Annotated in this window: 13 protein-coding genes; 7 read left to right on the forward strand and 6 right to left on the reverse strand. The window is 67.6% G+C overall.

What is annotated here, in order from left to right:
- Positions 1–262: 262 nt before the first annotated feature.
- Complete coding sequence (locus ACT89O_RS01520) at positions 263–1,207, reverse strand: LytTR family DNA-binding domain-containing protein (RefSeq protein WP_218301262.1); 945 nt, start codon at positions 1,205–1,207, stop codon at positions 263–265.
- A gap of 180 nt (positions 1,208–1,387) precedes the next feature.
- On the opposite strand from ACT89O_RS01520, the gene ACT89O_RS01525 reads away from it, so the two are divergent.
- Together ACT89O_RS01525 and ACT89O_RS01530 are read left to right on the forward strand one after the other, a co-directional pair.
- A complete protein-coding gene (locus tag ACT89O_RS01525; RefSeq protein WP_487261635.1) occupies positions 1,388–2,617 on the forward strand; it encodes an acyltransferase family protein in 1,230 nt (409 codons plus the stop codon).
- A gap of 10 nt (positions 2,618–2,627) precedes the next feature.
- On the forward strand, positions 2,628–3,122 hold the full coding sequence (locus ACT89O_RS01530) for a GNAT family N-acetyltransferase (RefSeq protein ID WP_487261636.1): 495 nt from the start codon (positions 2,628–2,630) through the stop codon (positions 3,120–3,122).
- A 13-nt stretch (positions 3,123–3,135) separates the two neighbouring features.
- Here the strand turns inward: ACT89O_RS01530 and ACT89O_RS01535 are convergent, their stop codons facing one another.
- From ACT89O_RS01535 to lplT, 3 genes are all read right to left on the reverse strand, one after another.
- Complete coding sequence (locus ACT89O_RS01535; protein WP_176887890.1) at positions 3,136–3,624, reverse strand: glutathione peroxidase; 489 nt, start codon at positions 3,622–3,624, stop codon at positions 3,136–3,138.
- Positions 3,625–3,697: 73 nt separating this feature from the next.
- The gene (locus ACT89O_RS01540) at positions 3,698–4,594 is read right to left on the reverse strand and encodes a DMT family transporter (protein ID WP_487261637.1); all 897 of its coding nucleotides are present in this window, start codon (positions 4,592–4,594) and stop codon (positions 3,698–3,700) included.
- 192 nt (positions 4,595–4,786) lie between these two features.
- On the reverse strand, positions 4,787–6,091 hold the full coding sequence (gene lplT, locus ACT89O_RS01545; protein ID WP_487261638.1) for a lysophospholipid transporter LplT: 1,305 nt from the start codon (positions 6,089–6,091) through the stop codon (positions 4,787–4,789).
- 156 nt (positions 6,092–6,247) lie between these two features.
- On the opposite strand from lplT, the gene alr reads away from it, so the two are divergent.
- Positions 6,248–7,363, forward strand: a complete 1,116-nt coding sequence (alr, locus tag ACT89O_RS01550) for an alanine racemase (protein ID WP_487261639.1) — start codon at positions 6,248–6,250, stop codon at positions 7,361–7,363.
- A gap of 127 nt (positions 7,364–7,490) precedes the next feature.
- The gene (locus ACT89O_RS01555) at positions 7,491–8,363 is read left to right on the forward strand and encodes a hypothetical protein (RefSeq protein ID WP_487261640.1); all 873 of its coding nucleotides are present in this window, start codon (positions 7,491–7,493) and stop codon (positions 8,361–8,363) included.
- 125 nt (positions 8,364–8,488) lie between these two features.
- Here ACT89O_RS01555 and ACT89O_RS01560 read toward each other — a convergent pair whose 3' ends face one another.
- A complete protein-coding gene (locus ACT89O_RS01560) occupies positions 8,489–8,962 on the reverse strand; it encodes a MarR family winged helix-turn-helix transcriptional regulator (protein ID WP_487261641.1) in 474 nt (157 codons plus the stop codon).
- A gap of 68 nt (positions 8,963–9,030) precedes the next feature.
- On the opposite strand from ACT89O_RS01560, the gene ACT89O_RS01565 reads away from it, so the two are divergent.
- Positions 9,031–9,843 carry a siderophore-interacting protein gene (locus ACT89O_RS01565; protein WP_487261642.1) on the forward strand — a complete coding sequence of 271 codons (813 nt, stop codon included), beginning with the start codon at positions 9,031–9,033 and terminating at the stop codon, positions 9,841–9,843.
- A 258-nt stretch (positions 9,844–10,101) separates the two neighbouring features.
- On the opposite strand, the gene ACT89O_RS01570 is transcribed toward ACT89O_RS01565, so the two are convergent.
- Positions 10,102–10,989 carry a LysR family transcriptional regulator ArgP gene (locus ACT89O_RS01570; RefSeq protein ID WP_487261643.1) on the reverse strand — a complete coding sequence of 296 codons (888 nt, stop codon included), beginning with the start codon at positions 10,987–10,989 and terminating at the stop codon, positions 10,102–10,104.
- Positions 10,990–11,066: 77 nt separating this feature from the next.
- On the opposite strand from ACT89O_RS01570, the gene ACT89O_RS01575 reads away from it, so the two are divergent.
- On the forward strand, positions 11,067–11,675 hold the full coding sequence (locus tag ACT89O_RS01575) for a LysE/ArgO family amino acid transporter (RefSeq protein ID WP_487261644.1): 609 nt from the start codon (positions 11,067–11,069) through the stop codon (positions 11,673–11,675).
- Positions 11,676–11,749: 74 nt separating this feature from the next.
- On the forward strand, positions 11,750–13,330 hold the full coding sequence (locus ACT89O_RS01580) for an ABC transporter substrate-binding protein (protein WP_487261645.1): 1,581 nt from the start codon (positions 11,750–11,752) through the stop codon (positions 13,328–13,330).
- Positions 13,331–13,351 lie beyond the last annotated feature (21 nt).

Here is a 13,351-nt window from a genome sequence, read left to right on the forward strand (position 1 = left end):
CCCCCTGAGTCGCTTCGCGCCTTCCCCCTCTCTCTCCTCGCTGCGCGAGTCGGGAGGGGGACGCCCCCAGCGCGGCGGGGCGGCCCTTGCGCGGGGGCACTGGCCTTGGCCGCGCCAGTTTTATGCGTGGAGGGTGGCGCGCAGCACAATGAATAACTGACATCGATTCGCGTTTGATCGCCGCAAGCCGTCCACGCTCAGCGTGAAGGGTTGTGTTTTGTGAACGCAGTCGGGTATGGGGCTTGAACAGCTCCCGAGGTATTTAGCCCGCGCGGGGTGCCAGCCCGTCCCGGTAGCGCCGACTGCAGGGCACGCTGCTGCCGTCCTTCATCACCAGGCGCGCGTCGCCGCTGTCCAGCGGTTCGATCACGGCGATGGCGTCCAGGTTGACCGCGTAGCTGCGGTGCACGCGCACGAAGCGTGACGGGTCCAGCTGGGTGAGGAAGTCGGTGAGCGTGGAGCGCAGCAGGTAATCGTGCCCATTCACATGCAGGCCCACGTAGTTGGCCTGGGCCTGCAGCCAGGCGATGTCGCCTGCGGCAATCAGGAACTCGCGGCGCAGCTTGCGCACCAGGAAGCGTTCGGGGCGTTGTGCGGGCGGGGCGTGCGGGGTTTCGGGCGTTGATGCCGGGGCTTGCGCGGCGGGCGTTTCGGGCACGTCCTGCACTTGTGGCGCGGGCGGTTCGGGGGCATCCAGCACGCGCGCCTCGCCCTGCAGGCGCAGCAGCAAGAAGCGGTAGCTGACCAGCGCGCACACCGTGAGCGCGTAGCTGCGCACGTCTTTCAGGTATTCATACCCCCACTGCGCCCACCAGCTTGGCGGCTGGTAGCGCTCGCCCAGGGCCGCATAGCCCGCATGGCGCAGCGCCCACATGCCCGCCAGGTGCACGGTGCAGTAGGCCACGCTGGCCAGCACGTGCCAGGGCAGATGGCGCCGCAGCGTGCCCCAGCGCAGCACAAAGCGCCGCTCGAACGCCACCACGGCCGGGATCAGCGCCGCCACCACCAGCGCGCTCGTCAGCTCCCACAGCAGCGGCTCCCACGCGGCCACGGTCCGCCCGGCGCTGCGCAGTTCGATCCGGGTCACCACCGTGTTGAAGGTCGCCTGCACCAGCAGCACCACGGCCCAGAAGCTGACTTCCGCACGGCGCCGCAGGGCGCGGTCGTGGGGGTAGCGGTCGATCCAGGCGGGCGCGGGGGCGGTCATGGGTGGCAAGTGTAGGCAGGGCCGTGCGCCGCCGGGCGGGAGTTTCCCTGGGGCGGTTTCTTTTCGTCCCTCCTGCCCGCCACTGGTCCCAGTGGCACCCCAGCCCGTCCCCCGGCGGTGCCGTGAGAAGGGGCGGGGCCGCAGCATCGGGCCCTGTGTCCACCCTGTCTGCGTTGTGCCATGTCTACACCTTCCTGTGCCTCCACCCCCGTCCGCCGCCATGACATCGACGCGCTGCGGGCGCTGGCCTTTGCCCTGGTCATCCTGTACCACGTGGCCATGTATTACGTGGCCGACTGGCACTGGCACCTCAAAAGCCCGTACGTGGCGGAATGGCTGCAGGCGCCCATGCGCGCGCTCAACCTCTGGCGCATGGACCTGGTGTTCCTGGTCTCGGGCCTGGCCTTCGGGCTGGTCCGGCGGGGGCAGTCGGTGGCGGGGCTGGTGCGGCTGCGCAGCCTGCGCCTGCTGGTGCCGCTGGCCTTTGGCATGGCCGTCATCGTGCCCTACCAGCCCTACGCGCAGGGGGTGGCCAACGGGCTCATCGCGCCGGGCTTCGGCGCCTTTCTGCTGCGCTACTACAGCGGCAGCACCTGGCCGCCGGGCGCATTTGACGGCTGGCACGCGGGCGTCACCTGGAACCATCTGTGGTACCTGGCCTACCTGTGGGCCTACACCGTGGTGCTGGCGGCGCTGCTGCCCTTGGCCGAATCCGCCGCCGGGCAGCGCCTGCGCCGTGCCTTCACCGGGCTGCGGGGCGCTGCACTGATGGTGGTGCCCGTGCTGCCGCTGGCGCTGTATTCGGTGCTGCTGTGGCCGCATTTGCCGCCCACGCACGACCTGGTCCATGACGGGTGGCTGCACGCCGTGTACTTCACAGTGTTTGTCTACGGCTACTGGATCGGGCTGGATACCGGTCTGTGGGCGGAATTCGTGCGGCTGCGCTGGCGCACCCTCGCCCTGGCGCTGGTGCTGCTGGTTCTGTACCTGGGTCTGCTGGGCTTGGCGCAGCAGCACGGCGTGCGGTCCGCGCGCTGGCCGCTGCGCGTGCTGGCAGACGTGTACCTGTGGGCGGCCCTGCTCACGATCCTGGGTTGGGCCCATCACCGCCTCAATCGGCCCTGGCCCTGGCTGCGCTGGGCCAGTGAGTCGGTCTACCCCTGGTACCTGCTGCACCAGACGGCCATCATCGTGCTGGTGGTGTGGCTGGCGCCTGCGCAGCTGGGGCCGGTGGTGGAGCCGCTGGCCGTGGTGGCCGGGACGGTGGGGCTCTGCTGGGGGCTGACGGCGGTCGTGCAGCGTGTGGGATGGTTGCGGCCGTTGTTCGGGTTACCCGGCCGAAGCCAGGTGCCATCGGCCAGGCTGGCGGAAGTGGGATTGTGTGCAGACCCGGTACCCCCCGTGCGCTGACAATACCGCCATGCCGCCCAGCGCAATAGCTTCTGCCGTCCTGCCTTTCATGCGGCCCGCGACCGACGCCGACTCTGCCAGCCTGGCCCGCGTGTGGCGCCGGGCCTGGTGCTCCGCCAATCCGTCGGTGGAGTCGGTGGCTCCGCCCGGCCAATGGGAGGCGCGGGTCAGTGCGGAATTCGGTCCGCCCTGTGTCACGCTGGTGTGTGCCGAAGGGCCAGAGGTCACGGCGTTCCTGGTGCTGGATGTGGCCTGCGCCCATCTGCACCAGCTGTTTGTAGATCCCGATTGCCAGGGCCAAGGCGTGGGGGCCGAATTGCTGCAACAGGTGCATCGCCTGTGCCCAGGGGGCTGGACCCTGCATGTGGCCACGGCCAACCACGGCGCGCGGCGCTTCTACGCACGCCATGGCTTGGTGGAGGGGCTGGTCGACACCCATCCGGCCACGGGCCGGGAGCGGGTGTTGTGCCGGTGGTCGCCCCCTGCTACGCCTGCCGCAGGCTGAACAGGTCGGTGATTCAGGCGGCCAGCGCTGCCTCGATATCCCCCGCCAGCTTCTTCGGCGCATCCTGCGGCGCATAGCGGCGGATCACCCGGCCGTCCTTGCCGACCAGGAACTTGGTGAAATTCCACTTGATGGCCTTGCTGCCCAGCAGCCCCGGGGCTTCGGCGGCCAGCCACTGGTACAGGGGCGAGGCGTTGGCGCCATTCACGTCGATCTTGGCCATCATCGGAAAGCTCACGCCGTAGTTGAGCTGGCAGAAGCTGGCGATCTCGTCGTTGCTGCCGGGGTCCTGGCTGCCGAACTGGTTGCAGGGAAAGCCCAGCACCACCAGGCCCTTGTCGGCGTATTGCTTGTGCAGCTCTTCGAGCCCGCCGAACTGGGGCGTGAAGCCGCAGGCGCTGGCGGTGTTCACGATGAGCAGCACCTTGTCCTTGTATTGCGACAAGGGCACGGTCTTGCCGTTCATCTGCTGGGCTTCAAAGTCGTAGATGCTGGTGGGCATGCGGAACCTCCGGGGTTGGGATGACGGGCCATGGTAGCCCCTGCCGCCAATCCGCGTGCGGCGCGTGGCCTGCTCAGTGGGCCGTGGCGCCAGGGCGGCGAAACTGCAGCGCCGCGAGCAAGGATGCCAGCAGGATCAGCGCCCCACCCAGCACGGTCCGCGTGCTCAGGGTGGAGGCGCCCAGCAGGGCCGACGACACGCTGGCAAACATCACCTCCGACAGCATCACCAGCGCCGTGGTGCCCGCCGCCAGGCGCGCGGCGCCGAATTGCAGCGCCCAGTTGCCCAGCATGAGCACCCCGGCCAGCAGCAAGCCGGTGACGATCCAGGTGCTGTTAGGGGCAGGGAAAGCCTCCACCACACCCACTTGCAGTCCGATGAAGGCCACCACCAGCGCCATGAGCATGCAGCCGCCGAACATGGTGACCATGCGCGCAGGCCCCGGCACGGCGTGCAGGCGGCGCAGCGTGACGTTGGTGAGCGCGAACATGAAGCCGCCCAGCAGGGCCAGGCCATCGGCCAGCGACAGGTTCTGCAGCAGGCGCGTGGCGGGCGCGCCCTCGGGCAGCAGCACCAGCACCACGCCTGCAAAGGCCAGCGCCAGGCGCAGCAGCGCCGAGGGCGTGGGGCGCTCGCCCAGAATGCGCCAGGCCAACAGCACGGCCCAGGCGGGCATCAGGTAGAACAGCAGGATCACGCGCACCACGTCGCCAATGGTCACGGCCCAGTTGAAGGCCACGTTGTTCAGCCCCGAGGCCAGCGCCAGCAGCCACAGCTGCGGGTGCGCCCGCACCTGCGCCAGGATCCCCGGCCGCCAGGCCAGCAGCGCCACCAGCACCACCGCATACATCGACGCAGTGGCCCACAGCGGATGCAGCCCCGCCTGGTGCATGCGCTGAAACGGCCACCACGCCAGGCCCCAGACGAAGGCGTTGAACAGCAGGGCGGCAAAGGGCAGGGGAGGTTGCATTGAGAGTAAAAATAGGCTCTAGCGCTTTATGGATAAGCGCTGGAAGCTATAAATTATGTAGCAATTTGCGCCAAGTCACACAGCGCTCAAAACAGGCACGCCCCAAGGCCAGTGCACCCGTGGAACTGGATCTGCCAGGCCAGCGGGTGCGTCCCCCTCAGGGGGAAGGCGCCGAAGGCGACTCAGGGGGATTCAGTGGTGCGTATCGTGCCGCGCAATGTCCAGCAAGTGGTTCACTTCGTCGCGGTAGTTGATGCAGTTGCGCTGGTGCCAGCGGCGGATGATCCACATGATTCCGGCCACCACGAGGCCAAACGTGATGATCGCGCCAAACACCGACAGCCCCAGCTTGAGCGACAGGCTGTAGAACGCGCCCAGGCCCAGGATGCAGGCCTGTTCGTTGAAGTTCTGCACAGCAATCGACCGGCCCGCGCCCATCAGGTTGTGGCCCCGGTGCTGCAGCAGCGCGTTCATGGGCACGACCAGGTAGCCGCCCAGGCCGCCCAGCAGGATGAGGAAGGGGATCGCCAGCCAGATGTTGCTGATGAACACCATGAGGATCAGCAACAGCCCCATGCCAATGCCCAGCGGGATCACCTTGGTGGCCATGTCCAGGCGCATGCGCATGGACGCCACCACCGCGCCCACGGCCGTGCCGATGGCCACCACACCGGTGAGGGCCGAGGCCTGTGTGGTGTTGTAGCCCAGCGCCACAGCCGCCCAGGCCAGCACGATGAACTTGAGGTTGCCGCCTGCGCCCCAGAACAGGGTGGTGGTGGCCAGCGAGATCTGGCCGAGCTTGTCGCGCCACAGGCGGCCGTTGCAAGCCCAGAAGTCGGGCAGCAGATTGAGTGCGTTGGTCAGCACGCTGCGCGAAGGGTCGGCGCGCAGGGGGCGCATTTCCACCCCGGTGTGCGGGATGCGGGTGTTGAACCAGGCCGCCAGCGCATACACCGCAATCAGTGCGGCGATGGCGGATTCAGCGGGCGTGTCCACGCCGGTGTCGATCATGGGGATGTCGATGCCCAGCAGCATGTGCGACAGGTGCTGCCCCACCAGCTGGCCGCCAAACAGCACGCCGAGGATGATGGACGCGATGGTGAGCCCCTCGATCCAGCCATTGGCCTTGACCAGTTGCGAGGCCGGAAGCAACTCGGTGAGGATGCCGTATTTGGCGGGCGAGTAGGCCGCCGCACCCAGCCCCACCACCGCATAAGCCATGAGCGGGTGCGAGCCAAACAGCATCATGAGGCAGCCCACCACCTTGATGGCGTTGCTGACAAACATGACCTTGCCTTTGGGCAGGGCGTCGGCAAAGGCGCCGACAAAAGGCGCCAGCACCACATAGAAGAGCGCAAACATGGGCACCAGGGCGGCGCGCTGCCACTCGGGGGCACCTTCTGTACGCAGAAGCTCCACGGCGGCCACGAAAAGTGCGTTGTCGGCCAGCGAGCTGAAAAACTGCGCCGACATGATGGTGTAAAAACCGCGCTTCATCGAATGGCTGTTGGCAGCATCAGTTCGGCTGATGCCCTGTTAAAAGTGGGGACCCTGGCAAGTGACGGACGGTTATATCACGCGGATAAACGGCCGCAGTGCCAGAATCCAGCGCGTATTACCCGGTAAATCCCTGCCCACCTGGCCCACTTCTCCATGCCCCGTCCCATTCACGCCACCATCCACACCGCCGCCCTGCACCACAATTTGGAGCGTGTCCGGCAGGCGGCCCCTGATGCCAAGGTCTGGGCCGTGGTCAAGGCCAATGCCTACGGGCACGGCATCGAGCGCGCGTACGAAGGCCTGCGCGGCGCCGACGGTTTCGCGCTGCTGGACCTGGCCGAGGCCGAGCGCGTGCGCCACCTGGGCTGGCGCGGGCCCATCCTGCTGCTCGAAGGCGTGTTCGAGCCGCGCGATCTGGAGCTGTGTTCGCGCCTGGGCCTGTGGCACGCAGTGCATTGCGACGAGCAGATCGACATGCTGGCCGCCCACAAGACGCAGGTGCCGCACCGTGTGTTCCTCAAAATGAACTCGGGCATGAACCGCCTGGGCTTTGCGCCCCAGCGCTTTCGCGCGGCCTGGGCGCGCCTCAATGCGCTGCCGCAGGTGGACGAGATTTCGTTCATGACCCACTTCAGCGACGCCGATGGCCCCCGGGGCGTGGCGCACCAGCTGGCCGTGTTCAACACCGCAGCGCAAGACCTGCCGGGCGAGCGCACGCTGAGCAACAGCGCCGCCACCCTGCGCCATGCGGCGGACGCACGCGTGCGTGCCGACTGGGTGCGGGCCGGCATCGCGCTGTATGGCAGCGCCCCCGACTACCCGGAGCACACCGCCACACACTGGGGCATGCGCCCCACCATGACCCTCGCCACCCGCCTCATCGCTACGCAGCAGCTGCAGGCGGGCGACACCGTGGGCTATGGCTCGCGCTTCACGGCCGAGGGGCCGCTCTTGATTGGCGTGGCGGCCTGCGGCTATGCCGACGGCTACCCGCGCCACTGCGACACCGGCACACCCGTGCTGGTCAACGGCATCCGTACGCGGCTGGTGGGGCGGGTGAGCATGGACATGATCACGGTGGATCTCACGCCGCTGCAGCAGGCGGGCGTGGCCGCAGGGTTTGGCGCGGAAGTCACGCTGTGGGGCCAGGCCAGCAACGGCACGGCGCTGGGTGTGGACGAGGTGGCCGCCGCTGCGGGCACCGTGAGCTGGGAGCTGCTGACGGCGCTGGCCCAGCGGGTGCCGGTGTCGGTGGATGGCAACGCCTGATTCATCGACAAGTTCACGCACAGCCGTATGCAGGGCTGCAGCGGTGCGGCAAACTGGTGTGAAATGGCGCGGTTCTGGCCGAACTGCGGCCGGCGACCACCCACTTTTCACCGCAGGCGTTCCCTCCATGGCCACATCCCGCAGCGACCGCAGCAGCAACAGCAAGAAGAAAACCTCCACCTGGCGCTCCGTGCGCATGCCACACCACGGCACGGTGGCGCGCACCCTGCAGCAGCGCTACAGCCTGCGCTGGCATGGGCTGCTGATCGGCAGCTTCACGCTGCTGCTGATGTGGTGCACCTCCCATGTGCAGATGCTGCTCGGGGTGGAGTCGCTGGCGCTGCGGTATTTCGTGACCCTCTCGGTCGGCTACCTGGGCTACCTGCTGGTGCTGCGGGCCTGGGCGGCGCGGCTGGTACGGTCGGACCGGGACACAGGGGGCGATGGCAGCAGCCTGGACGTGCCCGATGTGTCCTGGCCCAGTGGCTCCTCGTCCGGCGGCAGTGGCCAGGTGCCGCTGCCGCGCACCGGCGGCGGTGATTTTGGCGGCGGCGGCGCATCCGGTGACTTTGGCGGTGCGTGGACGCAGGGCCTGTCCAGTGGGGGCTCCGGCAGCGATTCCAGCGCGCTGGGCGACCTGGCCAGCGGCGCCGCCGACGCCATTGGCAGTGCCGACGAAGGCGCGGTGGTGGTGGTGCCCGTGGTGGCGATTTTTCTCTTCGGCGCGGCGATCATCTTTGGCGCGGGCTCGCTGGCCATGCTGTTCTTTGGCTGGGACGTGCTGCTCACGGTGGCGGTAGAGATCGCCTTCTCGGTGGCCACCGCCCGTGCCGCTGTGGGCGTGGAGCGCGAGGGCTGGCTCACGGCTGCCGTGCGCCTGACCTGGAAGCCGCTGCTGGGCGCGCTGGTCTGCGCCGTGGTGCTGGGCGCCACCATCGACCATTTCATGCCCGGCGTGCAGTCGCTGCCCCAGGCCGTGCGGGTGATCCAGGGGCAGTGATGGAAAAGATGGAATGCTACCAAATTGATAGCTATAAATGTAGATCCATAAAGCGCTAGGCCCCGGTTTTCACCATTTTTTCCTCTTGGAGCGGGGGCAGTCCTCCTGCGCCTCCCTTCCCGTCGCTAGCTGCGGCAGTCCCGGCCGCCCTGGCAGCCGGTGTCGATGGCGTCCAGGTTGCTGTGTACCTGTGCCAGCAGGGCGAGCAGCTGGGCCTGCGTGGCGTCGTCACACCCCTTGAGCAGCGACGCCGCCAGCCCCCGGCGGGCGTCGCGCAGTGCCCGGTGCAGGGCCGCACCCTGGGCGCTCAGGCGCAGGCAGCGGCTGCGCTTGTCCTCGGCATTCGGTGCGCTCTCCAGCCAACCCTTGTCCTGCAGCATCCCCACCATGCGGGCCACCTGTGCCTTGTCGGCACCGCTGTGCGCCACCAGTTCGCGCTGCGTGGTGCCAGGGTGGCGCCCCACGAACATCAGCGCACGTACTTCGTTGTGCGTCAGGTCGGGGTGGATGGCGGCCATCGTGCGCACCATGTGCGCCCGGTAGACATGCAGCAGGTCGTGCATGGCTTCAAAGACATCGGCGGGTGCGTGGGTGGTCATGGCGGTATGTGGTTGACAAAATCAACCAATGCGCAGATCATTGGTTGACTAAATCAACATTTTAAGCCATGAACGCACCTCTGCCTACCGCCACGCCCCCGGTTGACGCTGCACACCTTGCCGTCGAACGCGTCCGCCATCCCTTGCAAGCCCGCCACCTCCAGGTGGTGCGGCGCACCGCCGTCAGCCCAAGTTTCGTGCGGCTCACCCTGGCCGGGCCCGAGCTGGCCGGGTTTGTGAGCGCGGGGTTTGACGACCATCTCAAGCTCATCCTGCCCCAGCCGGGCCAGGAGCGCCCCTCGCTGCCGTCCCTGCAGGACGGGCGCCCGGTTTTCCCCGATCCGCGCCCCGTGCTGCGCGACTACACCCCTGCACGCCATGACGCCGCCACGGGCGAGCTGGACATCGAAATCGCCCTGCACGACGCAGGCCCCGCCACTGACTGGGCCGCCAGTGCCGCCGTCGGCCAGTGGGTGGGCATTGCCGGGCCGCGCGGCAGCATGGTGGTGCCCACCGGGTTTGACTGGCACTGGCTGCTGGGCGACGAAACCGCGCTGCCCGCCATCGCCCGCCGCCTGGCCGAGCTGCCCGCCCACACCCAGGCCACCGTGCGCATCCAGGTGCGCAATCCAGCCGACCAGCGCGTGCTGGCCAGTGCGGCACAGCTCGACCTGCAATGGGTGGGCGCGCTGCCCGCCGCCGTGGAAGCGCTGGCGCTGCCAACCGGCGCCGGGTTTGTCTGGGCAGCCGGCGAACACAGCGAGATGGCCGCCGTGCGCCGCGCCATGCTCGCCAAGCCGGGTGTGGATGCCAAGCGCATGCGCATCTCCGCCTACTGGAAACGTGGCGCCGCCGACCACCACGAAGACTTAGTCCAGTGAACCTGAGAAATCGGCGGTACGTGAGTACCTAGCCGCCCCGCATGCTAGGCGGCGGGCGCAGCCGGGTTGTATACCCGGCGAGCACGGCAACGACGCATGCGGGGCGGCTAGGCACTCACCCAAAGGGCCGGGGCCCCTCGAGTCGCAGTGCAGTGTTGCAGTCCTGTCAAGGCGGCCAGCCTTGACTGCGGCCTGCGCCCAGCCCCGCACCCCTTGGAGCACCGGCGTACCGTCGATTTTTCAGGTTCACTGGACTACTCAGCGCAGCAGGGTAAGCCCCGCCGCCCGCTGCACTGCTTCGGTCATGTGGTGCAGCGCCTGCACGTTCAGGCGCCAGGATTGCCAGTACAGCGGCACGTCCACCGGCTTGCCTGGAATCAGCTCGACCAGCGTGCCAGCCTCCAGGTCGTGCTGCACCATCGGGTCGGGCGTCATGCCCCAGCCCAGTCCGGCCCGGGTGGCCATGACAAACGCGTGCGCCTCGGGCAGCCAGTGCACGGGCGGCGTGAGTTTGCGGCGCGTGATGCGCCCCACAAACCGGGCCTGCAGCGCATCCTTGCGGTTGAACACCAGCATGGGCGCCGTAGCCAGCGCAGCAGCGGTTACCCCTTGAGCAAAGTAGCGCTGCATGAACGCGGGGCTGGCCAGCGCCCGGTAGCGCAGCGTGCCCAGCGGCAGCACCTTGCAGCCCTGCACGGGCTGCGGGTCGGCCGTCACGGCGGCCATCACGCGGCCTTCGCGCAGCAGGTTGGCCGAATGGTCCTGGTCCTCCACATGGATGTCGAAGGTGATGCTGTGGCCCTCGGCCGCCTGGGCCATGGCGTGCGGGAACCAGGTGGCCAGCGAGTCGGCATTGACGCCAATGGCCAGGCGCGTGGACGTGTGCTGCCCACCGCCAATGGTGGCCAGCGCGTCGGTCTCGCTCAGTGCCACTTCGCGTGCGTGCCGGTACAGCGCTTGCCCCGCTTCGGTGGGTGTGCAGGGCGTGGCGCGGCGCACCAGCACCTGGCCCACGCGTTCTTCGAGCAGCTTCACACGCTGCGAAACCGCCGAGCGGGTGACGTGCAGCGCGGCGGCGGCCCGCTCGAAGCTGCCCTCGTCGATCACGGTGGCGAAGGCGTTGAGCTGGGCAGAGTCGAGGCGCATGGTGCGTTAGCCATTTTGACGGATCGTTAAAAAGTATAGCTGGCGTGACGAGAATGCGATCCCCACAATCCACGCCCATGAGCACCACTGCCTTTCTTCAAGGATTCACCTCGACGGCCCTTCTGATCATGGCCATTGGCGCGCAAAACGCCTTTGTGCTGCGCCAGGGCCTGCGGCGCGAGCATGTGATGCCGGTGGTGCTGGTGTGCGCGCTGTCCGATGCGGTGCTGTTGCAGGCGGGCGTGTGGGGCATGGGCGGGGTGCTGCTGGCGCGGCCCGAGTGGGCGCAGTTCATGCGCTGGGCGGGCGCGCTCTTCCTGGCCGCCTACGCCGTGCAGGCCGCCAGCCGGGCCTTCAAGCCTGCCCAGCTGCTGGTGTCCGCCAACGGGCCGGGCGCCAGCCTGCGCACTACCGTGCTCACGGTGCTGGCGCTGACCTGGCTGAACCCGCATGTGTACCTGGACACCGTGCTGCTGCTGGGCACCATGGCCACCCCGTACCCCACCTGGGGCCGCGCCACCTTTGCCGCCGGGGGCTCGCTGGCCAGCGCCTTGTGGTTCCTGACCCTCGGGTTTGGCTCGCGCTGGCTGGCGCCTTTGTTCGCATCGCCCGGTGCCTGGCGGGTGCTGGACGCTGGCACGGCCGTCACGATGATGGGTTTGGCCATGGTGATGGTTCTAAGCTAACAAATACAAGTTCGTTACACGGAGAAGCGACTTGCGCCATAGTGGGGGACTGACTGATCTGGAGTGATTCCCCCATGCGTTTCAAGACCCTCTTGCTCGCGGCCGCGCTGGCCACGGCGCTTCCGATGGCTGTGCAGGCCAAGACCTTCCGCTGGTCCCGCTCGGTGGATATTTCCACCTGGGACATCCACACCCAGAACGTGGGCGTGAACAACACCATGCACGGCGCGGTGTACGACACGCTGGTCGAATACAACAGCAAGACCTTTAAGCCCGAGCCGTCGCTGGCCACCGAGTGGAAGCTCATCAAGCCCACGCAACTGCGCCTGACGTTGCGCAAGGGCGTGAAGTTCAGCGACGGCAGCGAGTTCACGGCCGACGACGCCAAGTTCTCGCTGGAGCGGGCCAAGGCCAAGACCTCCAACTTCGCCGTCTACACCCAGGGCATTGACCGGGTCGAGAAGATCGATGCCTACACCATCGACATCCATTCCGACCTGCCCAACCCCGTGCTGGTGAACCAGCTCACCGAGCTGCGCATCCTGAGCAAGGCCTGGGCCGAGAAGAACAAGTCGGTGGAGCCCAAGGACATCAAGACCAAGGACGAAACCTTTGCCCACCGCAACGCGCTGGGCACCGGCCCCTACCAGCTCAAGCAGTGGGCACCCGACCAGCGCGTGGTGCTGGAGCCCAACCCGAACTGGTGGGGCAAGGGCAAGTACCCCACCAACCTGACCGAGATCGTCTACACCCCCATCAAGGCCGACGCCACGCGCACAGCGGCGCTGCTGTCGGGTGAGATTGACTTTGTGATCGACCCCAGCCTGCAGGACCTGGCGCGCATCAAGCAGACGCCCACCCTGCAGGTGCTCGAAGGGCCGGAGTACCGCACCATCTTCCTGGGTCTGGACCAGTTCCGCGACGAGCTGCCCGGCTCGGACGTGAAGGGCAAGAACCCGCTGAAAGACCTGCGCGTGCGCAAGGCGCTGTACCAGGCGATCGACATCCAGTCCATCCAGCGCGTGGTGCTGCGCGGCCTGGCCCAGCCCACGGGCACGCTGATTGCCAACCAGGTCAACGGCTGGACCAAGAAGGCCGATGTGCGCTACCCCTATGACCCCAAGGCCGCGCAAAAGCTGCTGGCCGACGCGGGCTACCCCAACGGGTTTGAGGTGGACTTTGCCTGCAGCGCGGGCCGCTACATCAACGACGAGCAGCTGTGCCAGGCCATCACGTCACATTGGGCCAAGGTGGGAGTCAAGGCCAAGCTGCGCTCGCTGCCGTTTGCCACCTACTTCCCGATGATCCAGCGCAACGAAGCCAGCATCTACCTGCTGGGATGGGGCGTGCCCACGTTTGACGCGTTCTACAGCCTGCAGTCGCTGGTGCGCTCGCCCGGTGCTGGTGGGGATGGCAACTTCAACCTGGGCCGGTTCTCCGACCCGCAAATGGACGCGCTGATCGAGCGTGTGAAGAAGGAAACGGACACCGCCACGCGCAACGGCCTGATCGAGCAGGCGCTGATCAAGGAGCATGAACTGGTGTCGCACATCCCGCTGTACAACCAGGTGATTCCGTGGGCGGGCACCAAGAAGGTGGACATCATCCACCGCGCCGACAACCGCATCGACTGGCGGTATCTGAAGGTGAACTGATCCCGGTTGCCAGCAAAAAGC

The organism is Acidovorax sp. NN32, assembly GCF_057597245.1.